Origin of the sequence: Compostibacter hankyongensis, assembly GCF_039541075.1 — a bacterium.
GTDB classification, from domain to species: Bacteria; Bacteroidota; Bacteroidia; order Chitinophagales; family Chitinophagaceae; genus Compostibacter; species Compostibacter hankyongensis.
Genome location: NZ_BAABFN010000004.1, coordinates 328,657 through 354,255, shown reverse-complemented (window position 1 = coordinate 354,255; position 25,599 = coordinate 328,657). Strand labels below are relative to the sequence as shown.

Annotated in this window: 23 protein-coding genes; 12 read left to right on the top strand and 11 right to left on the bottom strand. The window is 39.0% G+C overall.

Annotated features, from left to right (window positions below):
- From ABD851_RS10490 to ABD851_RS10440, 11 genes are all read left to right on the top strand, one after another.
- On the top strand, positions 1–456 hold a 456-nt coding region (locus tag ABD851_RS10490; protein WP_344978940.1), incomplete at its 5' end, for an acyltransferase.
- Positions 453–1,838 (top strand): polysaccharide deacetylase family protein, encoded by a 1,386-nt coding sequence (locus ABD851_RS10485; protein WP_344978938.1) that lies wholly within the window; start codon positions 453–455, stop codon positions 1,836–1,838. The genes ABD851_RS10490 and ABD851_RS10485, both read left to right, overlap by 4 nt.
- Before the next feature lie 26 nt (positions 1,839–1,864).
- Entirely contained in the window at positions 1,865–3,208 is a 1,344-nt protein-coding gene (locus tag ABD851_RS10480; protein ID WP_344978936.1) for an O-antigen polymerase, read from the top strand.
- Positions 3,178–4,314, top strand: coding sequence for a glycosyltransferase (locus ABD851_RS10475; protein ID WP_344978934.1), 1,137 nt, complete (start codon positions 3,178–3,180; stop codon positions 4,312–4,314). The genes ABD851_RS10480 and ABD851_RS10475 overlap by 31 nt, the downstream gene beginning before the upstream one ends.
- A 6-nt stretch (positions 4,315–4,320) precedes the next feature.
- Positions 4,321–5,427 carry a glycosyltransferase gene (locus ABD851_RS10470; RefSeq protein WP_344978932.1) on the top strand — a complete coding sequence of 369 codons (1,107 nt, stop codon included), beginning with the start codon at positions 4,321–4,323 and terminating at the stop codon, positions 5,425–5,427.
- Between the two features lie 2 nt (positions 5,428–5,429).
- The gene (gene wecB, locus ABD851_RS10465; RefSeq protein ID WP_344978930.1) at positions 5,430–6,491 is read left to right on the top strand and encodes a non-hydrolyzing UDP-N-acetylglucosamine 2-epimerase; all 1,062 of its coding nucleotides are present in this window, start codon (positions 5,430–5,432) and stop codon (positions 6,489–6,491) included.
- A 39-nt stretch (positions 6,492–6,530) separates the two neighbouring features.
- Positions 6,531–7,742 carry a glycosyltransferase family 4 protein gene (locus ABD851_RS10460; protein ID WP_344978928.1) on the top strand — a complete coding sequence of 404 codons (1,212 nt, stop codon included), beginning with the start codon at positions 6,531–6,533 and terminating at the stop codon, positions 7,740–7,742.
- A 40-nt stretch (positions 7,743–7,782) separates the two neighbouring features.
- Entirely contained in the window at positions 7,783–8,385 is a 603-nt protein-coding gene (locus tag ABD851_RS10455) for a sugar transferase (protein ID WP_344978926.1), read from the top strand.
- Between the two features lie 4 nt (positions 8,386–8,389).
- Positions 8,390–9,058 (top strand): acetyltransferase, encoded by a 669-nt coding sequence (locus ABD851_RS10450; protein WP_344978924.1) that lies wholly within the window; start codon positions 8,390–8,392, stop codon positions 9,056–9,058.
- Between the two features lie 25 nt (positions 9,059–9,083).
- Complete coding sequence (locus tag ABD851_RS10445) at positions 9,084–10,232, top strand: DegT/DnrJ/EryC1/StrS family aminotransferase (RefSeq protein ID WP_344978922.1); 1,149 nt, start codon at positions 9,084–9,086, stop codon at positions 10,230–10,232.
- Between the two features lie 130 nt (positions 10,233–10,362).
- Positions 10,363–12,219, top strand: coding sequence for a right-handed parallel beta-helix repeat-containing protein (locus ABD851_RS10440; protein WP_344978920.1), 1,857 nt, complete (start codon positions 10,363–10,365; stop codon positions 12,217–12,219).
- 58 nt (positions 12,220–12,277) lie between these two features.
- On the opposite strand, the gene ABD851_RS10435 is transcribed toward ABD851_RS10440, so the two are convergent.
- The 10 genes from ABD851_RS10435 to ABD851_RS10390 all read right to left on the bottom strand — a co-directional run bounded on the left by ABD851_RS10435 (position 12,278) and on the right by ABD851_RS10390 (position 24,490).
- Positions 12,278–13,243, bottom strand: coding sequence for an NAD-dependent epimerase/dehydratase family protein (locus tag ABD851_RS10435; protein WP_344978918.1), 966 nt, complete (start codon positions 13,241–13,243; stop codon positions 12,278–12,280).
- A gap of 2 nt (positions 13,244–13,245) precedes the next feature.
- Positions 13,246–14,019, bottom strand: coding sequence for a glycosyltransferase family 2 protein (locus tag ABD851_RS10430; RefSeq protein ID WP_344978916.1), 774 nt, complete (start codon positions 14,017–14,019; stop codon positions 13,246–13,248).
- A gap of 3 nt (positions 14,020–14,022) precedes the next feature.
- Positions 14,023–15,126, bottom strand: a complete 1,104-nt coding sequence (locus ABD851_RS10425) for a glycosyltransferase (protein WP_344978914.1) — start codon at positions 15,124–15,126, stop codon at positions 14,023–14,025.
- Positions 15,127–15,135: 9 nt separating this feature from the next.
- Positions 15,136–16,260: a non-hydrolyzing UDP-N-acetylglucosamine 2-epimerase gene (gene wecB / locus ABD851_RS10420; protein ID WP_344978912.1), complete on the bottom strand. Its 1,125-nt coding sequence runs from the start codon at positions 16,258–16,260 to the stop codon at positions 15,136–15,138.
- Between the two features lie 16 nt (positions 16,261–16,276).
- On the bottom strand, positions 16,277–17,266 hold the full coding sequence (locus tag ABD851_RS10415) for a glycosyltransferase family 2 protein (protein ID WP_344978910.1): 990 nt from the start codon (positions 17,264–17,266) through the stop codon (positions 16,277–16,279).
- Between the two features lie 18 nt (positions 17,267–17,284).
- Positions 17,285–18,394 (bottom strand): EpsG family protein, encoded by a 1,110-nt coding sequence (locus ABD851_RS10410; protein WP_344978908.1) that lies wholly within the window; start codon positions 18,392–18,394, stop codon positions 17,285–17,287.
- A gap of 11 nt (positions 18,395–18,405) precedes the next feature.
- Positions 18,406–19,539: a glycosyltransferase family protein gene (locus ABD851_RS10405; RefSeq protein WP_344978906.1), complete on the bottom strand. Its 1,134-nt coding sequence runs from the start codon at positions 19,537–19,539 to the stop codon at positions 18,406–18,408.
- 149 nt (positions 19,540–19,688) lie between these two features.
- On the bottom strand, positions 19,689–20,783 hold the full coding sequence (locus tag ABD851_RS10400; RefSeq protein ID WP_344978904.1) for a Wzz/FepE/Etk N-terminal domain-containing protein: 1,095 nt from the start codon (positions 20,781–20,783) through the stop codon (positions 19,689–19,691).
- A gap of 7 nt (positions 20,784–20,790) precedes the next feature.
- Positions 20,791–23,295 (bottom strand): SLBB domain-containing protein, encoded by a 2,505-nt coding sequence (locus ABD851_RS10395; protein WP_344978902.1) that lies wholly within the window; start codon positions 23,293–23,295, stop codon positions 20,791–20,793.
- 10 nt (positions 23,296–23,305) lie between these two features.
- On the bottom strand, positions 23,306–24,490 hold the full coding sequence (locus ABD851_RS10390) for an MraY family glycosyltransferase (protein ID WP_344978900.1): 1,185 nt from the start codon (positions 24,488–24,490) through the stop codon (positions 23,306–23,308).
- A gap of 321 nt (positions 24,491–24,811) precedes the next feature.
- On the opposite strand from ABD851_RS10390, the gene ABD851_RS10385 reads away from it, so the two are divergent.
- Entirely contained in the window at positions 24,812–25,102 is a 291-nt protein-coding gene (locus ABD851_RS10385; RefSeq protein ID WP_344978898.1) for a hypothetical protein, read from the top strand.
- Positions 25,103–25,107: 5 nt separating this feature from the next.
- On the opposite strand, the gene ABD851_RS10380 is transcribed toward ABD851_RS10385, so the two are convergent.
- Positions 25,108–25,599, bottom strand: coding sequence for a UpxY family transcription antiterminator (locus ABD851_RS10380; protein ID WP_344978896.1), 492 nt, complete (start codon positions 25,597–25,599; stop codon positions 25,108–25,110).

Sequence of the window (25,599 nt, the reverse complement as noted above, 5' to 3'; positions counted from 1 at the left end):
ATCAATAAACCACAAAAACTTAAAAGATCTTTACCCGCAGAATTTCAAGAAATCAACAGACCTGTAGTTCGTCGGGCGGATACAGTTATCGAGCCTTATTGTAGAATAATAGGAGAGCCTGTAATTTATATAGGGGATAAGTTTTACGTTAATGCCGGCTGTCATTTATTTGGAGAAATAAAAATTGGTAAGAATGTTATGATCGGACCAAAAGTAGTGATTTGGAGCCGTGATCACGGTATGGAGAAAGACAAACCAATGAATCTACAAACACACAAAAAGTCTCCCATCACAATTGGTGATGATGTCTGGATAGGAGCATGCACAACAATATTAAAAGGAGTAAATATTGGATCCGGCGCAGTAATAGGAGCTGGAGCAGTTGTGACAAAAAACATACCGGACAATGCAATTGCGGTTGGGAACCCTGCTAAAATAATTAAGTATAGGAAATGATTACAATAAGGACAAATAATAAATGTTCGGCCGAAAAGCAATATATATTGGACGTTATTTTCACTGAATTTCTGGGGATTAATTTCCACGTGAGGTTTGAAAATAAACTAAGTGGACAAACCATTTATGAACTCCCCAATGGAAAAAAACTAATTAATACAGATATATTTTTTGAACAAGCAGAGTCTCAATGGTTGTCGAAAAGGACATTACCCGAAACCCCTTTGAAGATCTTATCAATTAAGGATAGTTCTTTGCCCTTTAAATTACCTTTTTCCGATATCTCTGTAATATATGGAGAACCCCATATTACTTTTAGTGATCCCGATACCATCTACTCAAAGGTCGATTTTTGGGGAAGCATGTTTTTCATGCTAAGCAGGTATGAGGAGGCTATTAGTCCAGATAAGGACTCTCATGGGAGATTTCCTGCAAATGCTTCAATAGCATATAAGAACAACTTTCTATGTAGGCCTATTGTCAATGAATACCTAGAACTGCTGTGGAAAGTTTTACAATTTTTGGATCAAAAACTTAGGCGAAAAGAAAGAAAATTTAAAAATGTTCTAACCTGTGATGTCGATTGGCCTTATAATCCAGTTAATCATAACTATAAATTATTTCTCAAAAAAACTGCTAAAAATATTATAAAAGACAAAAGTATACAAAAGACATGGGAAACTGCTTTTGAGTTTATAAAAGTGAGAATGTATGGGTGGAAGGCAGATTCTTATAACACGTTCTCTTATTTAATGCAGCTAGCAGAAAAAGAAAAAATGGATTTGGTCTTCTATTTTATTTGCGATCATTCCGCTGCAGGGATAGATGGGAACTATTCAATTAATGACAAACTAATATCTAACTTAATCAGTGAAATCAATCAAAGGGGCCATCAGATAGGAGTACATTTTAGTTATAATACATATCTGGATGGTAAGCAAATTAATAAAGAAGTAGGTATTTTTAAAGATAAGTTGGGTTTACTTGGTATCAAGCAAGATATTACTGGAAGTAGGCAACACTATCTTCGATATAAAACTTCCGAAACCATAGCCCATTTGAATAATGCAGGCTTGAGCTATGACTCTACACTCTCTTTTGCCGAACATGCAGGATTTAGATCCGGTGTATGTTATGAATACTCTATGTATGATTTAAGCAAAAGGAGAAAGCTATGTATAAAGGAACGTCCGTTAATTGCAATGGAATGTTCTGTTATCTCAAAAAAGTATATGAATTTAGGATATTCGGAAGAAGCCTTAAAAACATTCCAGCTACTTAAAAAGCAATGCGCGCTTTATCAAGGTAATTTTATATTACTTTGGCACAATTCCTTTCTTCGCCCAAATGATAAAGCATTGCTAGAAGCAATTTTTAATTGAGCTTGAGGCAAAAATATTCTTAAATTATGTACTTGGCGATCAGTATAATAGTATTAATTATATCTATTCAATTATTCAAGAAAGCCGCAGGCACGTTATCACTTGTAAAGCTTAATATGATATCATGGATATTTTACTATAACATAATTGCCCAAAGTTTCATTGCCGCACTCTTGGTTGTTTATAAGCTTGATCATCATTATTTTATTGGAAAAATGTATTCTGATAAAAGCAGGATAATGGGTTTCTATGCAGTCATGTATACAATGATATCATTGCCAATTGGCATGATACTTTACAATATGGTTTCTAGTGGCATATCCAAAAATTTATACTTCGAGAAATATATCAATAAAAAACTCACTTTTCAGTTCATCCGAGGAGAGAACGTACTTTATTTCACGTTATCTTCTTTAGCTCTCCTTTGCATTTTAGCAGTAATTTATGTATTCGTTTCAATTAGAAGCTTACCTTTACTTACCGCATTAAAAGGAAATGCATCACAACAGGAGCTGGCCATTCTTCGAGAGGATGTGGGCAGAAATTTTGGAGGAATAGTATATATAAAGAACATATTAGCTCTGACATTTACGCCAATCTTATCGTATATTTTTTATATATACAGTAAACTAAACCCCAAGAGAAAAATAAAGACATGGTTTTACGTATTGCTGATTTCCTCTATTTTAATTTTAACTTTTAATCTCGAGAAAAGCCCAATAATACAGTACTTTTTAGGATTCTTATTCGTAAAAATCCTTTTAAGAGAAAATATTCAATGGAGAAGCGTATTAAAATATTTTCTGATTGCGTTTATAGCTATTATAATTATCTATTTAACAATATTAAATCAGCCTTTACTTCAGTTATTTAACTATAACTCGGGACTAATTGGAAGAATTATTTTAGGTCAAAGTACAGGGACATATTTAAGTTTTGATTTGTTTCCCAAATATCATGATTTTATAGGTTTTGATTCTATATCAAATCTGTTAAGTAATCTATTGGGTTTAGACTATTCAGAAAGGTCGGCCAGGTTAATTATGGAATTTTATAATTCACGAGGCGTAGATGAAGGAGGTGCGGGGGTAATAAATAGCTTATTTATTGGTGAAGCTTGGGCCAATTTTGGATTAATCGGAGTGCTTTTATCACCTTTATATGTCGGATTTATCACACAGTTTATAAACTTATTTTTTCTCAAAAATAAAAAAACACCAATTTTAGTCGGAATTCTAGCTTATCTAAGCTACAATATGCCGATTACAGGAGGGGTCAATGATTTTATATATAATGTATTTTTACTTACTATTATCCTAGCCTTCTTATTTCTTATATCATGGACAAAAGTTCTAACAAAGGCATCTTAAAAAAGAGAATAATTTTCCATCTGCCCTATAAAATAAATAATAATACACCCTCTGGAAGCCAAATTCGGCCCGTAATGATGATAGATGCTTTTAAGGAATTAGGCTATCATGTTGAACTAATCGAGGGTTACGTCAATAAGCGCAAGATTGCTATTAGAAATATAAGAAAAAACATTTTGAAAGGCATTAAATATGAATTCTTCTATTCAGAGAGCTCAACAATGCCAACTGCCCTTACAGAAAAAAATCATCTTCCAGCTAATCCGCTTCTCGACTTTAATTTCTTTTTATTTTGCAAAAAAAATAAGATCCCGATTGGCTTATTCTACAGAGATATATATTGGATGTATCCGGATTTATATGACGCTAAGGTTCCTTACATAAAAAGAATTTTTTCTAAATTTTTCTATCAGTATGATCTACGTATGTATAAGAAGACTGTATCTACTCTATTTCTACCTTCTCTAAGGATGGGAAATCAATTATCTCGATATAATTTTAATATAGAAGCTCTCCCTCCTGGTTTAAATGGTTTAAACTCCTCACCTAATAACGGTGATATATATATACAGAGATCAGGTAAACTAAGGATTCTATATATAGGGGGAACTTCGCCTCTTTATAATTTTTCTCACATCCTAGAAGCAATAAAAGGTACTCCACAATTTATATTAACAATTTGTACAAGAGAAAATGAATGGAACATACATCATAAAATCTTTTCGCCCCACCTCGGAGAGAATATCCGTATTGTTCATAAACATGGGGACGACATAAAAGAATTATATAACACAACAGATATTTGCCTTTCTTCATTTAAGCACCATGAATATTGGGATTTCGCAATGGGAATGAAAAACTTCGAATATATCGCATATGGGAAGCCAATAATTGCGACAAGTAATACAGAAATCGGAGATTTCGTTACCAAAAATGATATCGGATGGACAATTTCGGACAATGCTGAAGAGGCTAGAACACTGTTCTCAAAATTATTAAAAGAACCCGAAAGCATTGCTCATAAAAAAGTAAATGTAGAAAAAATACAAAAAGAAAATCGCTGGATAAACAGAGCCAAGTCAGTTGTTAGGGCTTTAAATGGATAGCTTAAAATGAAGATATTAATCTTAGGAGATGCAAACTCCTCACATACGATCAAGTGGGTTAAGGGGCTTTCTGCCAATGGGGTGGAAATCGGGCTCTGGAGTATTTCAAAGCCCGCAACAGGCATCTATGAAAATATAAAGGATATAAAACTCTCATATGCAGGAAAGAGAATTAGACGGAACCGGGTCTTTTCTAAATTAACATATCTAACAGCTCTTCCTCAACTGAAAAAGTTTGCAAACTCTTTTAAACCTGATATTATTCACGCTCACTATGCCAGCAGCTATGGTCTGTTAGGATCACTCTTAAATTTTCATCCACTAATAACTTCGGTATGGGGTGGGGACGTTTATGATTTCCCTCGGAAGAATATTCTCTTTAGAGAACTGATCAAATATAACTTAAGAAAGGCAGATAAACTTCTCTCAACAAGCCATGCAATGGCTAGAGAAACTCAAAAGCTCACCTCAAAAAGGATTACTGTTACACCATTTGGAATAGACTTAGATGTTTTTAAGCCGCTGACCTTGAAAAGGGAAGAAACAAACATATTTACCATTGGCACTGTTAAAACATTAGAAGAAAAGTATGGTATTCGATATCTAATAGAGGCATTTTACCAACTAAAAAAGAAGTTTCCACATAAAGAATTAAGATTATTGATTGTCGGAGGAGGAAGCCAGGAAAATGAACTAAAGACTATGACCCAAAATTTGGGGATCAGTAATTTTTGCTCATTTACAGGAGCTGTTCCTTTTAGAGAAGTCCCTTATTATCACAATTTAATGGACATTAGCGTTTTCTTATCTATACTTGACAGTGAAAGTTTTGGAGTATCAGTTCTAGAGGCTTCATCAGTTGAAAAAGCCGTTGTCGTAAGCAATGTTGGCGGCTTACCAGAAGTGGTTGAAGATGGCACGACAGGATTAGTAGTTCCTGCTAAAAATGCAATTGCCGCAGCAGAAGCCATGGAAAAACTCATCTTAAATAGTGAATTAAGGGTTCAAATGGGTAAATCTGGGCGTAAGAGAGTAGAGCAACATTATAACTGGAAGGATTGCATATTGCAAATGAAAAATATATATAAAGAATTACTGTTATTAAATAAATAATCATGAAAATTATAACTGTACTTGGCGCACGGCCTCAGTTTGTAAAAGCAGCCGTTGTAAGTAGAGAAATTAAGGGGCATCAAAATATAGATGAGGTAATTCTTCATACGGGACAACACTTTGACTCAAAAATGAGCGATGTATTCTTTGAAGATCTTCAAATACCACATCCCAATTACAATTTAGCCATTAATAATATGGGGCATGGTGCAATGACAGGAAGAATGCTGGAAAAGATAGAAGAAATTCTTTTAAAAGAAGTACCTGATTGGGTCCTCGTATATGGCGATACAAATTCTACCATAGCCGGTGCTTTAGCTGCTAGCAAGTTACATATTAAGTTAGCTCATGTTGAATCAGGGCTAAGAAGTTTTAATATGAAGATGCCCGAAGAAATTAATAGAATCCTGACAGATAGAATAAGTGATAAATTGTTTTGCCCAACCCAAACAGCAGTAGAAAATTTGACTAAAGAAGGTTTTGAAAATGACAAAATTCGATTCGTGGGAGATGTAATGCTTGATGCTGTTCATTTTTATAGAGAGTTTGCCAAAAAACCATTAGTTGATCTTCCCCATAAATTCGCATTATGTACTTTACATAGAGCGGAGAATACCGATGATGCAAATAAATTAAATAATATTATAAAATCTCTAAATGAGATAAGTAATAAGCTTCCCATCATATTACCATTACATCCAAGAACAAGGAACAAGCTTTCTGATATCATAATAGATAAAAACATAATAGTCATTGACCCAGTAGGTTATTTTGAAATGCTGTACTTATTAGAACATGCAGAGCTGGTTTTTACCGATAGTGGAGGATTACAAAAGGAAGCTTTCTGGTTTAAACGCTTCTGCATTACTTTAAGAGAAGAAACTGAATGGGTAGAATTAGTCCAGCAGGGCTGTAATATCTGTGTAGGTGCGGAGCCGAAAAAAATCTTAGAAGCATTTAACCATTTTATTGAAAATAAACATAGCATAAACTATGACAAGTCACTATATGGCGATGGTAATGCAGGAAAGTTAATTATACAAGAATTAATAAATTCTCAATAGTTAAATTCAAAGTTTAATCGTCGGTAACGATAAATTCATATGGGAAAAAATATCTGGATTGTCAACCACTATGCAATCCCCCCCTATCTCCCTGGAGGGACTCGACATTACGATTTAAGTAAACGACTTGTGGAATTGGGGTATTCTGTAACAATCTTCTCTTCTAGCTTCCATTATCAAAAATTAAGAGATTTTAAAACATATAAAGATCAACAGTACTTTATAAAAGAACAATTAGATGGTGTAGAATTCATTTGGTTTAAGACAAGATCATATACTAAAAACAATTACAAGCGTGTATTAAACATGCTTTCTTTTGTACATCAATTCAAAAAATTCATAAATAATAAGCAGTATTCCAATAGCCCAGATATAATTATAGGGTCTTCCGTTCATCTATTTGCAGTGAGCGCAGCAGCAAAAGCCGCATCTAAGTTAAACGCAAGGTTTTATATGGAGGTAAGAGATATTTGGCCACAAACACTCATTGATCTAGGTGTATCGAAATGGCATCCATTAGTTCAGTGGCTTGGGAGAATAGAAAGAAAAATGTATAAAAAAGCGGAAAAAATCATTGTCTTATTACCAAGAGCCAAAGAACATATCCTAAAATTTGGAATACCTGCTCAAAAAATAACTTATATTCCTAATGGAGTTGATATCAAACCATATTCAGAAAATGATCTACCTTGTAATGAAAATAAAATTTTTACAATTGTATATGCAGGAGTTATAGGGCTAGCCAATAATTTAATAATTGCTGTTGAAACTGCAAAACTATTTCAAGATAAAGGCGAGCCAATTCATTTTAAAATTGTGGGTGAAGGGCAGGAAAAAAAGAAATTAATGAATTTGGCTAATAAGTATAAATTAAACAATATAGAGTTTGTCGGCGCTATCCCGAAAGCAGAAATTAAGTCGGTCTTACAAAGTGCTAATGCTTTATATTTTAACCTCATCGATTCTCCTGTTTTTAAATATGGCCTGAGTTCTAATAAGCTTTTTGACTATTTAGCATCTAAAAAGCCAATAATTTTTTCGTGTAAAGCTGGAAATAACCCCGTAGAAGAAGCAAAAGCCGGATTGACAATAGAACCCAATTCTTCAGAATCCCTATATAAGGCAATTAAGAAATTAAAATCCTACTCAAAGGATGAATTAATCCAAATGGGCGAAAACGGTTATAATTTTATAAAAGAACATCATTCAATGGAGGTGCTTACGAAGGATCTCGTTTCCGTGCTTGAGTAGCTTCTTCGATATTATAAACGATTGAAGAAAGCCTAAGATTATGTACGAAAATTGTTTTAAGCGTATACTGGATTGTATAATCTCAACTTTACTATTTATCTTCTTTTTTCCCCTATTCCTCTTAATAGCGGTGATATTATTCTTTTCCCTTAAAGGAAGTCCGTTCTTTACACAATTTCGCCCTGGAATAGAAGGGAAAATTTTTAAGCTTATTAAATTTAAAACTATGAATGACAGGAAGGATGCTCAAGGTGAGCTGCTTCCTGATATTGATCGTCTAACTCCTATAGGCAAATTCATACGTAAAACCTCATTAGACGAAATTCCTCAGTTATTGAACGTAATAAAAGGAGATATGAGTATAGTAGGTCCTCGTCCCTTATTAGTCGAATATCTCCCTTTATATAACAACTTTCAAAAGAGAAGGCATGAAGTAAGGCCGGGTATTACAGGACTGGCCCAAATAAACGGACGGAATGCTATTACGTGGAAAGAAAAATTTGAATATGATGTTTGGTATGTAGATCATATTTCACTGGCCTTAGATGCTAAAATTTTAATTGCTACCTTCTCAAAGGTATTTAAGTCTGAAGGAATTAGCCAGAAAGGACATGCAACAATGTCTAAGTTTACCGGAAATTGACGATATGGACCAATATCATAAGAACTCGAAAAAAAAAATGTTAAATGCCGAAGTATGCCTATACGGCGCCGGTGGGCATGCTAAGGTCGTTATAGATGTCCTCAAATCTACTAATAAAAAGATCATAGGGCTAATTGATGATAATGTATCCAATAGTTCCTTATGGGGCTATCCTATATATAGATCTATTAAAGACCTGAGGTCAACAATCGATTATTCGCTTATAATTTCAATTGGCAATAATCAGGTGAGAAAAAGAATCGCAGAGAACCTGACTGGCCTTTTTTTTATCAATGCCGCTCATATTAGCGCAGCTCTGTCTGATTCATGCATTGTGAAAGAAGGTACCGTAATCATGCCTAATGTAAGTGTAAATGCGGACGCCAAAATTGGAAGACATGTTATTCTAAACACAAATAGCTCAATAGACCATGACTGCATAATAGAGGATTTCGTCCATTTGTCTCCAAATGTTGCACTCTCCGGAAAAGTATATGTAGGCGAAGGTACACATATAGGAACAGGGGCCTCAGTCATCCCAGAGGTCAAGATTGGAAGGTGGACAACTATCGGTGCTGGAACAGTTATCATTCGAGATATTCCCGACTATGCAATAGTAGTCGGGAATCCAGGAAAAATAATTAACTTTTCAAAACCCAATACAAGCCAATAACGATAAGTTAAGTTAAAAATATTATATGCTTCAAAAAATATGGCTCTCTTCTCCTCATATGGGAGGGCGTGAATTTGAATATGTGAAGGAAGCTTTTGATACCAATTGGATCGCTCCTCTGGGCCCTAATGTAAATGGCTTTGAAAAAGATTTGGAAGCCTTTTTGGAAAATGACAGCAAGGCAGCAGCATTAAGCAGCGGCACTGCTTCATTACATTTGGCTTTAATTCTTTTAGATGTCAAACGAGGGGATGAAGTCATCTGTCAATCCCTAACTTTTTCGGCTAGTGCCAATCCTATTATTTATCAGGGTGCTACGCCAATATTTGTAGATAGTGAAGCAGATACCTGGAATATGTCCCCTGAACTTCTGGAAATCGCTATCAAAGATCGTTTAAAAAAAGGCAAAAAACCTAAAGCTATCATTCCTGTTCATCTATATGGGATGCCCTGCAAGATGCATGAGTTAATGAGCATAGCTCAAAAATACGATATTCCCATTATCGAAGATGCAGCAGAGGCTTTAGGTTCCAAGTATGAAAACCAGCCCCTTGGAACATTTGGCATAATGAGTATTCTATCTTTTAATGGTAATAAAATTATTACTACTTCAGGAGGGGGGGCACTAATATCAAAGAAACAGTCCTTAATAGATACGGCTCGTTTTCTGGCTACCCAGGCAAGAGATGCAGCCCCACATTATGAGCATTCTCACATTGGCTACAATTATCGTATGAGTAATATATGCGCGGGTATAGGAAGAGGCCAAATGGAAGTACTTGATTTGCGTGTCAAGCAAAGACGTGAGAACTTCGATAAATACCGTGAAATATTAAAAGATTTACCTGGCATATCTTTTTTATCCGAACCAGACGGCTTCTTTAGCAATCGCTGGCTGACAACAATATTGGTAAATCCGCATCAATCAGGGGGGATTACAAGAGAAGATATTCGTTTAGAGTTAGAAAAAAATAATATTGAATCCCGACCATTATGGAAACCTATGCATTTACAACCAATATTTAAAGATGCTCCGTTTTACGGGGATGGAACAAGTGAACAATTATTTGATCGAGGTCTTTGTTTACCTTCCGCATCCAATTTAAGTGTTTCGGACCAGAAAAACATAACAGATATTATTCAGAGAATTTTCAAGAAAAGTTCTTTAAGTTAGTATCAATGCATTAAGAAATAATATACTATTTTATTTGATAATTCAACCAATTACTGCGTCCGATTGTAGTTTATCATATAGAAGAATGAGACCATATCTATTTCCATCTGAAGACTATAATCAAAATTTTATGAAAAAGTGGAGGCTACTTATAAGCATTTTAACAGCTGTCGTCCTAGGCATATCAATATGGTTCTTCCTTCATCAGAATTCGGCAAACCCTCCCAGTAATATTTCAGGAGAAACTCACTTTAATCAAAAAGAAGAAAATTCAACTATTACAATAAAAGATAAGTATACGCATCAGGCGGTCTCTTTTGAAAGAGTAGAGAAATGGTACGATAATACCCCCATGAATGATGAAAAAATTGATGGTATTCTATACATAAAACAAGGAAACAGCTATTATAAACGAATGTTTTCCGGACCTGTACATGTAAAGTGGTTTGGCGCCAAAGGAGATGGGGTCACTGACGACACATATGCGATTCAAAAGGCGTTCGATTCCTTTTCGAAAGAAATCTACTTTGATTCAGGAACATACCTAACGCGAAAAAATGAAACTCTAACTGGTTTTCCCAATCAAGATCAACCTTGTCTATTGTTAAGAAAAAAAAATAGATTGGTTATAGAAGGAAACAATGCGGTACTCAAGGTACAAGAACATGCGCAAGGGATATTGGAACTCCAAGAATGCTCAAATGTGATAATAAAAAATTTAAAGGTTATCGGGCCGGGGAATTTTCCAAAGTTAGATGGGAGAACCGGAAGAGGAGAAAAAGGTATTGAAAATGCAGGTTATGCCACTGTCGGATATTGGGGATATTATAAAAACAATTGTAAAAATACAACTAAAGAGAGCCGGGGAGGATTTAACAGGAGATTTCCTCAGTTTGGAGGGGGGATAGCCTCAACCTGGGGGAAATGGAATGGGGGATTTATTGGAAATGTAGCCTACGGCATCTTAATCCATAATGCATGTCAAAAAGATACCTTAATGAACTGTTATGCCAGAGGGTTTAATTATGTGGGCATAGGCGTAGGACATAATGGGGACTATTTTCCTAAAAATCTGAACTATCCGTACTGTAAGAATATTGTATTTGAAAATTGTGCCGCTGATGGAAATTATGGGGCAGGATTCCACTCCATGGCTGTTGATGGATTTAATTTAACAGGAGGAAGCAGCACAAACTCAGGCCACCCCAACTCAACCCCATTAGATCAGGTTTGCGATCCGGGTTATGGATATACATCTAGAAGCTCCCCACATTATACTTTGAATGGTACAATTAGGGGAGTAACATTCAGAAATAATAAGAGGAAGGGTATAGATGCGCATTCAGGAGAAAAATTGACATTTATAAATAACAATGTTTCGGGAAGTCCGGTTTGTGGAATATTTGCTGCTTGGTCTAGTAGTACAGAAAAAACTATAGGAACACAAATCATTGGGAACACAGTAGAACATTGTGGATTTGGCCCAGGTAGCTTAGGGGCGATTTATGTAGGGGCTCATGGAGAATCACCTAAAACGGACAGAAACATTGACGCTCTAATTGAAAAAAATACAATTAGAGATTATAGTGGATCGGGTATAAGGGTGAGATATGGCAATAATGCTATTGTAAGAAACAATAGAATAGAAAACTCAATAAAAGGTAATTCCCCAAATTTGAGTTGTATCCTAATAGTAGGAAAAAACAAAACGGATAATGTTAATAATATATCTGTATATGATAATGTAATTATAGATCAAACCGCCAATATGCCTAGAGGAATACAGGCATCTTTTGCTGATAATTCAAAGATTTTAGGCAATACAATTGAATTCGGTAAGGATATAAATGTTGGTTTATATACTACGCAATGTAAAAGGGTTGATATTACTAATAATAAAGTGAATCTGAGAGGAAAGGGATTACCTATATCTGTTTCCCAAACTACAGGCAAAACCTTTTCAAATATTGGGAAGGGAGGAAAATAGCATCCTAGAGAACTATTAATAACGACTTTTATATCTTAAATTTTCGTTTCCGGAATCTCTACTCTTCTCTAAGAATCGAATCAATTGTCTTTACTAATCCTTGTTTCAAGGAATAATGTGCCCTATACTTACATTGAGTCACAAACTTACTTTTATATTGTGTAGTTGCACAAAACTTCCTTACCCTGATTGAGCTTATCGAAAATTTCTTACCCGTTATCCTGGCTAAAATATCAAATATCACACCACCAAAATATCCGATAAAATAGGGTATTCTTACAGCCGACAGCTTTTTCCCCAGTGATCGCTCAGTGACATTTACAAACTCATTCATGTTCAAATCCGGCTTATCTACATAATTGAATACCTGATATCCTGACATATCAGTATCAATACAATACTTTAAAAATCCGGTTATATTTTCCACATAGGCCATGGATTTCCTATTCCTTCCATCCCCGATCATCAGAAATCTACCTGAGATAATCTGCTTCAATAAGTTATATACATTCCCCCGATTTCCGGGACCAAAAACAACGGTAGGTCGCAGTATAATTAAAGTACGATTGTCAGGATCTGAAAAATACCACTTCCTAAGCGCCTCTTCTGCCTGCCATTTACTTTTACCATAATCATTAAAGGGAGCCGGAGGATAATCCTCGTCAGGATTAGGTTTGTTCAGACCATAAATGGCAACGGAACTGGTAAAAATAATCTTATTGGTTCCTCGCTCCTCCATTACATCAAGGACATTTCCAGTACCGCGGACATTTACATCATAATAAAGGGAAGATGGGGTAACATCGTCCCGGTGTTCCGCAGCCAAAAGGACGCACCAATCGGCTGGTTGTAGCTTCTCAGCAAGCTGCTCCTTATTTCTGATATCAGCAATCTGGGTGATATTAGCATTAGGTGAAGAGTGTGCTTTATCTATGTTTATTAATTGATAAGTTACGTCCTTCGAAAGGATAGAGATCAGGTTAGTGCCAATAAAGCCAGATCCACCTATAATTGAAATTTTCATCTTTACTGATTAGAAGTCGCAAATAAACCAGCTTTACGCTTAATAATAGCCGAAAAGGCGTAATGAATAAAATAATAAATACTACGTGTTAACCCTATCTTTTCAACATTTCTATAAATACTCCACTGCCATCTGGCTGCTTTAAGCTTATTTGAAGATATAGAATTGCTTAAAACTCTATATTTAGCTAAACTTTTACCTACATTCATCGCGACAAATCCTTCTCTTAAAATAGATAACCATAAAATATAGTCTTCATGCCCATGTGCTATTAAATACCGCTTTCCAAGTAGTGCGACATTATAGGTAGCAGTCAGGCAGCCGATATAATTAGATTTGAGTAGCGATCTATAACCAATATATTTCGGGCCACGAATAAATTTATTTACGCTCCTTCCATGCACATTAATATACTCATAATCAGAAAAGACGATTGCACAGGAGCTATTAGCTTTATACACTTCCAATTGTTCTTGTAACTTATCTTCATTCCATATATCATCACTATCCAAAAAAGCTATAATGTCTCCTGAGGCTTTACTAATGGCTAAATTTCTCGCTAATACAGGTCCTGAATTCTGCGCTTGCTTATATAATTTGATCCTCGGATCGGTCAAAAACTTCTCTATTACAGCAACACTTCTATCGGTTGAGCAGTCATCCACGATAATCATCTCCCAGTTAGCGTATGATTGAGAGATAACAGATTGTATAGCATCAGCTATATAGTGACGAGAATTATAGCAGGGCGTAATAACAGAAACCAAATAATTCATAAATCACGCATTTATTGTATCCGGTTTGTTCCACGTAAATAGTTGCTGCAATTTAGATTCTTCATCTTCCCAAAAAGAACGTTCTCCCGACCTAAACATATTTTTCTGTATGTTGATTGCAACTCGGCTATTTTTAATATACTGATCTATGACACCTTTAGCAGTTTTAATATCATAAGGGTCAATAACAAGTCCTATTTTTCTCTCCCCTACAAATTCACCCAATTTTGATCCCTGCGAAAAAATAGCAGGTTTAAGCAGTACCATACTTTCAAAAAACTTATTTGAGATCGCATACTTAACATTATGATCTTTAACAGGATAAGCTGCCCAAATCAAATCCGCAGAAGCATAAATTTCCGGAAGATTATTATAGTCATATTTTCCAAAAAAATGTATATTATCCATTCCCTTACTATACTTTTTTAAGCTACTCTCCTCGGCTCCTTCTCCAAAAAACAATATTTCAATATCTAATTCACTTCCTATATCTATTAAAGTCTTCATGATATTAAAATACCTAATCGTACCGATGAACGCAATTTTAAACCTCTTACTCTCATAATACAGATGTTTAGGAGGGCGTGCAATAGACTTATAAGGCCGGTTTTCTATCAATATCTGGGTAGCGTTAAAAAACGAATAATGTGGAAGAAAAAATCTAGAAGCGTGAATTATTGCATGAGTACGTCTCAATGCAATTCTTTCAATAGTTTTCAATATAATCAAAAGAAAATTGCTCTCGGAAGTGGGCATATCCAGGTTTTCATAAATTAACTTCTGATGCTTCCCCTTTATCATAGAACATATCCACAACACTTCCCAATGAGATGCAATTAAATAATCAGGATTATATGTTAAATTAATCTTTCTGACGTAATTTCTAAATTCTACCAATGTAGATAGCTTTCTTCTTAAATTGCCATAAGGAGCGCACTTATTAAAAATGAAAAATTTTTCATCTCCCGGCGTTAATGCACGATTATCACGGTTCCATGCGATGTAACTAATCGCAATATTATTGTCAAGAATCGACCTTAAAGAAGCGAGAATTCTCCGGCTCCTTGTATTAATCGGATAAGTACTTTCAACCAATAAAAGCTTCATTTCCTCTCCCTAAATATTTTCCTCCAATATATCAGCAATCCGAGATGCGGCACTTCCATTACCATATGGATTATTCCCTTCTGCTTTAAACTTACCGGCAAGGCAACTACTTACCTCGTTTACTATTTTATCCGGATCAGTCCCTACTAAGCGGATAGTCCCGGACTCAAGTCCTTCAAGACGTTCCGTAACCTCCCTCATCACCAAAACGGGCTTTCCCAAACTCGGAGCTTCTTCCTGAACTCCACCAGAGTCGGTTAGAATAATATCAGATACACTCATTAAGTAAACAAAATTCTGATAGTCCATAGGAGGAATTAAATAAATATTCTTCTCCTCCCCCAGCATTTCGTTTACAATAGTAGTAACATTCGGATTAGGATGGACCGGATATACAATAGCGGTATCAGGATTTTGGATAGCAATAAAACGTAAGGCATTACAGATATTTTCAAACCCTTTTCCGAAGCTCTCTCTTCTATGGGCGGTTACCAAGATCAGTTTCGCATAATTGTAAGACACGATATCCCTTATAACAGTATTGCCGGAGAATTTACCGGATTTAATTTTATCCATGGTCCAGAGAAGAGCGTCAATAACGGTGTTGCCGGTGACAAAAACAGATCCGACAGGAACACGCTCCTGCAGCAAATTGGCCCGGTTAGATTCGGTTGGCGAAAAATGGAAAGAAGCCATTCTACTGGTCAGCTGACGATTAATCTCTTCAGGATAAGGAGAATACATGTTATGCGTACGTAATCCGGCTTCAACGTGTCCCACGGGTATCTTCATATAAAATGCAGCCAGTGTAGCTGCTGTGCTGGTTGTTGTATCGCCATGCACCAAAACCACATCCGGCCTGCTTTTCGATAAAACCTTACGCATTCCCAGAAGCGCACTAATGGTTATGTCAAACAGGTCCTGGGAATGCTTCATAATATTCAGATCATACTCGGGAACAATTTCAAACCATTCCAGGACCTGATCCAACATTTCACGATGTTGCGCCGTCACACAGACAATACAATCGAAGGAATGTTCTCTTTGCCTTAATTCATGAATTACGGGAGACATTTTTATAGCCTCAGGTCGTGTGCCGAATACAACCAATACCCTCTTTTTTCCCTTAACCATATCAAATTGAATACAATTAATCGCTTATCCTTCCCTTATATTTCCTATACATAAACAAATACAATCCTATATTAACCTTTATCAAGAGTAATCCAATTCTATCTCTATAGGAAATACACTTATTTAACAGAAATTTCTTATAAAATCTTTTCGTATCGCCGTCTGCAATAATACTTTTTGCCAGTTTATTTTTTTCAAAGTTTCCATACAGTGCAATCTGGTTAATTAATTGTAAAACATAGGTATTCAGGAAAAAAAACTGAAATTCCTGAGTTAACTGATCTGATATCAATGGAATAAGCTTCAAATCATTAATGACTGCTATGATCAGTGACTTCTTATTAAGCATGCATGGGTGAGTAGATTTCATAATTGAACCGGGACGCTGACGATAATTATAAAACGGTCGGTCCACTATGGCTATAGATTTAGCCTTAACAAGTAAAACAGTAAGCGGAATATCTTCGTACCATTTTCCGATGGAAAATTTAAAATTTTCAGATTTTAGGAATCCCAACCTAAAAATCTTGTTGCATGCAGAGGTTGGTATCTTTAGAGATAAAAGATATTTTGAAATTCTCAAAGGATCGTCAAGATAAAGCTCTTTAATATTTGCTCCCTTTATCGTTTCAACATACGAGGGATATACCTTTCTATAATTACAAATTGCCACATCAGCTTTATCCGCCGAAGCAATTGTATACATTTCCTTCAACATGTCAGCATCGATCCAATCATCACTGTCTACAAACGAAATGTATTCGCCTGTTGCATTAATGATGCCGGTATTTCTCGCTGCGCCTAATCCCTCATTGGATTGCCCAACCAACTGGATATTTACATTCTTATGTGCTACAATAAATTCGCTTACTAATCGCTCCGTGCCATCTATAGACCCATCGTTTACAACAATTATTTCTATATCACTAAGAGTTTGATTCACAATTGAATCAAGGCATTTTATTATATAAGGCTCGACATTATATGCAGGAACTACGACACTCATCTTTACCATATCGTACCCTTATTTTGAAATTATTTCCACTAAATAATTTTTATATGGCAAAAACTGGCTTTCTATAACGGCTCCGTTTTTCTGTTTACTTCCCTGTAAAAAAGTCACTCCTCGAATAAAAATAATTCCGGCGATAACAATATATATTCCAGCCTTAAAATAACGTTCTTTAACCTTTCCCAGAACAAAGGGATATAAAAAGGTTGGCCCAATTATAAACAAAACACCAATCCGTTCCACAAATATTTTAAGATCATTAAATAACAAATAGATAGCCAGATATACTAACGTACAATTAAGAAAGATATTAAAATACCGGAATTTGGAAGTCAAAAAACCTCTATGGTATAAGCAAAACAAAAATACAACCAGAAACTCTATAAAACGGGTGCTTAAGCCTGCAGCTCCATCAGATTGGAATCTATTTGCGGTTACAATGAATTTTTGAAGAACAATATTCCCACCTGTAATCAAATTTAAGAACACTTCTATCCAGTGCAATCTGCTTAACACAAATGAAAAAAGTAAAATCAGAATATAGCACAACTTTTTCGGCCTTCTATTCAGAAAAAAATATAGTGGCAGAGTTAATATTGCCGACGCATGAAATAAAAATCCCAGTAAAACACAAAAACTATATCTAAGAAAACTCCCTTCCTCAATATAGCGTAGAGAATATAAAAAGACCGCTGCCACCAGTCCTTGTCGTATATAGGAAAAATTAAGGTAATAAAAATTAAAAAGATATATTAGCAAAGTAATAAAGACATATGGTGTGTATTTCGGTAGGGACTTATAAACCAATCCTATTGACACAAAGGAAAAAGCCACAAATACCCAATGGATATTCCCTCCTGCTATTTTAATGAAGAAATTAAAAAAAGTATATCCTATTTCATAATTGTTAGACGGAGATTGTGCAAATTGTATGAGTTTAGTTACTTGTTTAGGAACATATTGAAAGAAGTGAGTATAATTTGGCCAATCCCATCCGGTTTGATATCGAAATCCGGAAACAAAAAAAAGGGAAAAAAAAGTAAAAAGAAACAAGAACAGGCTAACAGTCTTATGTTTTTTTATAAAATCATAAAAACCGCCAACAAACATTATCGTATACAAATACAGATATATCACTGAAGTAACCCTATTCTAATAGATTTCTGAGTAAGTAATGTGTTCATAAAATCTAATCGCTTCTGTTCCTTTCCCGCATAGCCAATCAGTCGTTCTACTCGTTCACGGGAAATACGATGACCTTTCCATGCATTTATAAAATTCCTTATTTTCTGAATATTCCTAGTAATCGTATCTTCAGTATTATCAATTTCTAAAACGAAGTCCTGCCCTGATAGATCAACATCCTTATAAGCAAGAATAACAGGAAGTCCAAAAGCAAGATACTCTCTTACCTTCAAAGGAGATGCTTGAGTTAAGTTATTTCTGTGAAAGGCTAACGTACCAACTCCAATATCCATTTTCGAGTATAATTCAAACAACTCATTTTTTGAAAGATATCCGTGTTGAATAAAATTGGGACGTTGCTTTTCATAATAAGGGCCGACAAGGTGAAAATTCACATCTTCTAGGTATTCTGACAACTCAAAAAGTTTATCTATTCCATGCCATATCATACCTGGAGAAGATACAAAAATTAATTGTGAAGGTGATCTTTTTCCTTCTCCTTTATGAATTCCATGCGCTGAAACTTGTCCCAAATCATATCCATTCCCTACTGTAATCCCAGGCTTATTATAAAGGGTAGTATAATACTTCGTAATCTCATCTGTCACGCCTACTATTCCTTTTATACAATCTGCTAGTCTTCTATTACCAAAACTATGCATCAATCGGACACGAGATTTAGAAGTAACCTCTAATTCCTTCTCCAATAAAGCATTGTATTCAATAATAGAGGGAAATTTAGAGAGTATTCTATCTAATCCGGGATACCAGGTTGTGCTTCTTTCATAAATTATATCCGGGGAGAATCTTCTTAATGATTTTATAACTGCGTTAACAACAAATATTTTTCGAATATAAGCTGCAAATCCCTTTTTAAAAAGCCGCGCCAATTTTGTATCAAATATTTCATAATTTTCACAATCAATTTCAAACGCTGCATCCGGAATTCTTTCAACATGTGGAATACAAAATATTTTTGCCGTATGACCATATCTGTTCCATGTAGCTACCTGCATTAAGTGCTTCTGCCTTACACCTGAATTGATCCACAAATCGATATCCGTTAAATAAGCTATTCTCATATAAAACAAAAAGTCAACCTCAAGTTATTTCATTTTTTCTACTATTATAGCTGCAGAAAACTGCAATTTAATTGCTATAAAATTCTGAAATTGCGTTCACAAACAGGAAGAATAATTGAATTAGATCCAATGGAGACCCGATTACCATTTTAATCTCTCATTACTTGTTGGTAGATCATTCTCATTAATAATATCAGCACAGCAAGAAACCCTAGCACAAATCCGCCCAGAATAATTCCCTTCAACCAGCTGAGTCTCATTTTCTCCAGTGGCAACCTCGGAGCATCCACGATCTGTATGACCGGCGTTTGCTGTACCAGGGATATCTTGGCAATATTCAGGTTCTTAACCAGCTCTCCATAGGTGGTCATTAAAATGGACTGATCCCGGGCAGCCAGTTGTGCCGGCACGGCAGTAATACTACGTGCAGGGTTCAGATTCATATCCTGCGTGGCAGCAGTCGTTACCGTCTTTTTATTCAGCAGCTGCAGTACCGAATCTGACTGTTGCTGCAGCCTGTCAACGCTTTCCTTGATTTGTTTTGTCTTGGTGTTCACGTAAAAGTCCGTAGCCTCCTTCATCAGCCGCTCGGTAAAGAGCTTCGAAAACATTTCTTCCGGACTGGTACAGGTCACTTCTATAAAGCTTAAATCCTTATCAGGCTTAACAATCTCCAGCCTGTCGTCAATGATATTCTTGTAAACAGATCGCATTACCTTATTCTGCTCCAGCGAAAACTGATCCCGTGAAAGTCCTATGGGAAAATGCACTGCTTTTAGCACAGGATCCTTCTTCAGCTTCTTCCCCAGACTGCTCCAGCTCAGGAAATTATCTGCCAGCGTGGTTTCTTTCCCGCCGAAGCTGCCGCTCGTCATCAGGGCGTTTTCAATCATCAGCCGCGACTGTAGAAACTGGATGATATTATCCCCTTGAAAAAGGCTTCCGCTGCCGGCGTTGCCCAGGTTGACTCCAAACTGGCTGGCCAGCCCCGCATAGGAAGAAAGTGTGCTGTTATCATTTTCATCGAGGACAAAGGTCAGGGAAGCTTTGTATTTTACGGGGCTCAGTACAGACCATAACAGCCCGGCCACTGCCCCCAGAATGACGACCAGGAGTATCAGCTTCCACCTGCCCAGCAGGTAACACCACCATTCTCCTACCTTTAGAAAGAGCTCTTTTAAGGATATCTCGTCGGCCTGTTTTACGGGCTTTGCAGGAGAATCTGGCTGTCCGGCTCCGTTCATGCTAAGGCTATTTCAACAGGTTGGCAATAGTGATAATAATGGCGGTCAGCGAGGCGGCTCCGCTGGTAATACCAATGATTTCCTGCGGTGTCATCCGGTTCTTCCGCTCCGGCTTTTGCGGTACGAATATCTCTGCGCCCGGTTCCAGCCGCGGATAATTCCGGAAGAAAAGGATATGGCGGGTACTTCTTACAAATCCGTTGGCGTAGACCACGTACACTCTTCCCTTTTTGGCATTCTCCGAAAAGCCGCCGCCCTGGGAAATATAGTACCGGGCATGACGGCCGGGACGATAAGCCGCGGTAACCGGGTACATCACCTCCCCGGTCACCTTCACCGTCTGCAGCTGTCGGGGGATTTTTAGCGCATCCCCTTCCTGCAGGATCAAGTCGTTCCGCTCGCCGGGATGTTCCATGATCTTATCCAGGCTGATGCCCACATAATCGTTGTAATATATCTGCTGCCGGAGGTTTTCCATCAAGGCGCTGCTGTCCGTTGCTCCCGGATTGGCCAGGGATTGCTGATATTGACCGAAACGGTTCAGCTTTTCCTGTTCGCTGATCCCCATGGCGGAGGTATCGGCGACCCGTTTGAGGGATGCGCCGGGGACATACGCCAGCGCAGTAAAGCCACCCGCCCGTTTGATGAGGTCAGATATCCGTTCGTTTTTGCGTTCCAACGTATAGGTACCGGGATAAAGCACCTCCCCTTCGATCTTGACCTGCTTTTGTTCCTCGTATCCCGGTATCTTCCTTACCATCACGATATCATAGGGATGCAGGGTAAACCGGTCGGCGCTTATTTCCAGGTCTTTTGTCGTGTTGAGCTGGAACACTTTGGCGAGCGGAGCTGTTGTGCTGTGCGGATCCAGCGAGTCGGTGATCCGCCGGGATACCTCGATATGATAAGGTGTGGCCGCCTCCGTAAAACCGCCCGCCTGCTGAATCAGCTCCTTCAGACTCATGCTGTCGGCATAGACGAAGGTACCGGGGCTGCGCACCTCTCCCGTGATCTGCACGTTGTAAGCATCCCGAAGGTCAAAGATAGAGGATACGTTTATCTGATCTTCCCGCTTTAAAGGAATATCCGGCGCCTCTCCCTTTAACACCTTTGCTACGTCAAACTCCACCACCGAGGTCGACAGGTCCGGGTTGAGCCGGGTAATATAGCCCCGGGGCAGAAAGGCGTCTTCCCGGAGACCGGCGGCATTCCGGATCAGCTGCCCGACGGTCAGTCCTTCCTTCAGGGCATAAAATCCCGGGCGATAAACGGCGCCACGGATCATGACGCGGTTAGCATAACGAGCCAGGAGCGTGTCTACCGTATACTGATCCCCGCTCCGGGGTATCGCTGTAGCAAAATCCTGTTCGGCGATATCCAGCACCTTCCGCTCCCGGTCGGTGTACCGTATCGCCCGGATACGGGCCCGGTAGGCCGTGTCGGTAAATCCACCGGCATAGGTTAGCAGGTCACTCAGGGATTCGCCCGAAAGGAGTTCATAGATGCCCGGCCGTTTTACCTGCCCTTCTATGGAAACCTGCTTCTGGTATACCGGCACGCGGATCACATCCTGGTCCTGCAACCGGACGTTCTTGCTTTGATCTCCCTTCATGAGGAAATCATACACATCCAGCTTTTCCAGCACCTTGTTGTCCCGGATCACTTCAATAGTACGGAAGGAGCCGTTGTTGGCCGGTCCTCCGGAGGCGTACAGCGCATTGAATACGGTAGCGAGGGAGGGCAGCGTATAGGTACCCGGACGGTTGATCTCTCCGGTCAGCGTCACCTGTATGCTGCGGATCTGGCCCAGACTGACCTTCAGCTTGGTATTTCCGTTGCGAATGCCGCTGTATATTGTAGCGAGCCGGGAGCGGATCCTTTCGGTCGCTTCTTCCATCGTCAGGCCGTTTACATAGATTATGCCTACATAAGGGATATTGATGCTCCCTTCATTACCGACCGTAAGCTGGTAACTGGCTTCGGAATATCCATAGATATCGATAACCATTTCATCATCCGGACCAATCCGGTAATGCTGCGGCGTGGGTATACGGAGGTTCGGCACAAAAGTCATGTTGGGGTTATTAAAGAGTTTTGCGCCGAATATCTTAGGGTTGGTCAGCGGCCCCTGTGGGACGGAATCAGCGGTCGTATCCACGGAAGGGATATAATTGCCGCCCAAGCTGTCGACCCCTACTCGCGTGCGCTCGGGGAAAGGCCGGGAAGACAACCCGTGCTGTATCCTGCCTATCCGCGCCTTTAGCTTGGCCAGCTCATCAGAAGACATGCCGCGGGCTGCCGCCATTCTCTCCGCCTGTTCGGCCGAATATCCCTTTTCTTTCATCTGCTGCAGATACTCCCTGATCTGGTCGTCGCTCAGGTCGTCTACGTGCAGGGCACTCAGATTGGCCTGTGCATTGAGGGTTTGCGCAGTCGAAGAAATAGTTCGGAAAATACCTCCGCAGATCAGGATAAAAATAATAGCGAAGCGAGGCAGATATGATTTTTGCATGTTTATTTTATCAAAGATTCTCCTGCGGGCCAACCTTGACAGAAAGCGCTTCAGATAGGGCAAACGGCCCAGTCAGGTCCTGCGCCGTATTATTGTCCTTATAAAAGAGCGCCGCCATTTTTTCCCGTTCCTTTCTGTGCTTATAACTCAGCAGGTATTTCAGTCCCAACACGGTCAGACCAGCCATCAGGAAAAGGACAAGTATGCCCCAGGTAGGGTTCTGTCCGGTCATAATAAAAGCAATGGCAATAAACAGCACATTGATGGCCAGAAGGGTCATGCTGGCCCGGGTATGGCTGAGCCCCAGGTCCAGCAGCAGGTGGTGGATATGCTGCCGGTCTGCTTTAAAGGGAGACCGGCCGTGGGCAATACGGTTGATAAATACCCGCAACGTATCGAAAACAGGCAGGATGATAATGGAGACCATCAGTACCAGGTTATTGGTCATCCCCGGGACGTCCGGCATCTGCAGTTTGCCGTTCTCCGCAAAGCGGATCGCCAGCACCGCCACCAAAAACCCGATCAGCAGAGATCCTGTATCGCCCATAAATATCTTTGAGGGAGATATATTATACCTAAGAAAGCCGAGTACTGCACCCACCATGGCAAAAGACATATATGCCGCTCCGGTCTTGTCTCTTGAAGCAAAATAAGCCCCGAAAAAACAGAAGGCCAGCAGGGCCAGTCCCCCGGCCAACCCGTCGATACCATCTATGAGGTTATAAGCATTGGTCAGAAAGATGATCCCGGTCATGCTCAGCACCATGCTTACCCCGTAAGGCAGCGCGTGTATACCGAACAGCCCGTGAAGGTCCGTCAGACGGACATTAGTATAATACACGATGATAAAAGCGGCGGCCAGCTGGGCCCCGAACTTCTTCAGCGGCACCATGCCTATCAGGTCGTCTTTCAGACCCGTGGCGAACAGGATCAGTCCCGAGGCAAATACATAGTTCCAAGAGGCCCATTGCCGGCCCGTATCGAACAGCTCCATGCAGAAAGCCCAGGCGCAGAACATGGCCACACCGCCCAGGTTCGGAGTCCGTGCAGTATGGAGCTTTCTGAATTCGTCGGGCTCGTCAAAAAGCCTTTTTCTGAAGGAGACAAAAATGACCACAGGAGTGGACAGCGTTACAACCGTATAAGCCAGACCGACAATGAGCAGATACTGTAACAGGGGTACATTTAGGTTCATAACAAAAATAGGTATATAGGGAGCGAAGTTAAGGTATTATTAACTTTTCCAACACCCGGTCATCATTTTTGTTCCTGCATGGATTTCCGCCCGTACTATCCCTCTTTTTGGGGTGTATAGCCGATTTTATTCCCGAAAAAATCGCTTTTCCCACTCTATCGAAAAGGAAGTTAGCTAATCAGATATAAATTTTAACATATATTATACTCTCTCCGGAAGCCGTTGATAAAATATTTTTATCGCCGTGCAACAGGCAGGCCTGGAAAATTGTCTATCAGAAAACAGGCGCTGCCTGTTACATCTTTGGCATTAACCTGTTTTATGAAGGAAAAGATATTCAAATGGGGGTTGCATATCCTGCCCTGCGTGGTGGGCCTGCTGGCCGGATGGCAACATATCTCCCTGCAGTATCCTCGGGAAGCGCCGGTATCCATTGCAGATAAGGGAGCGGCTCCGCAGAGTGATCTCCGGTATGTGGCGGCGTACCCTCCATTAAATGCAGATACCCTTTCTCCGGCAGAAACGCCAAAGGTTGTTTTCCCTCTATTGAATACCACATCCTCATTTTTATTTTCCCCGGCCTTGCTGAGAGACCGGGTGCTGATCAGATAGCCGTCTCATTTTTTAGGCTGTAATACGGCTACCGGAAGCTCAGCTTTTAGTCTGATCCCCAGGGAATCGATATACAGGATGGCCTTGCTGCCCTGTATAGCTACCAGCGTTCCCTCCTGTTCCCGGAAGGGGCCCGTGGTAATACTCACCTTTTCCCCCTGATGAAGCTCTACGGTGATCTCGCTTCCGGTATGCTCCATCAGGAAATGCCGGATAGCCTGTATTTCGGTATCCCGCACCACACCGGGCTTGCCTAACCACCATAGGAATCGTACCGCACCCGGGGTCATCAGTACCGGGACGCTCTCCTCCTTGTAATGATCCAGCCGTACAAAGACATAGGAGCGAAAAACCGGCAGCTTTACCTTTTTCTTCCGGTCGCTCCACTGCCGGACCTCTTCCTGTAAAGGACAGTATACTTCTATGCCCTTACGGGTAAGCAGCTCTGCTACTTTCTTCTCGTTGCGCGACTTGGTATATAAGACGTACCAGGACAT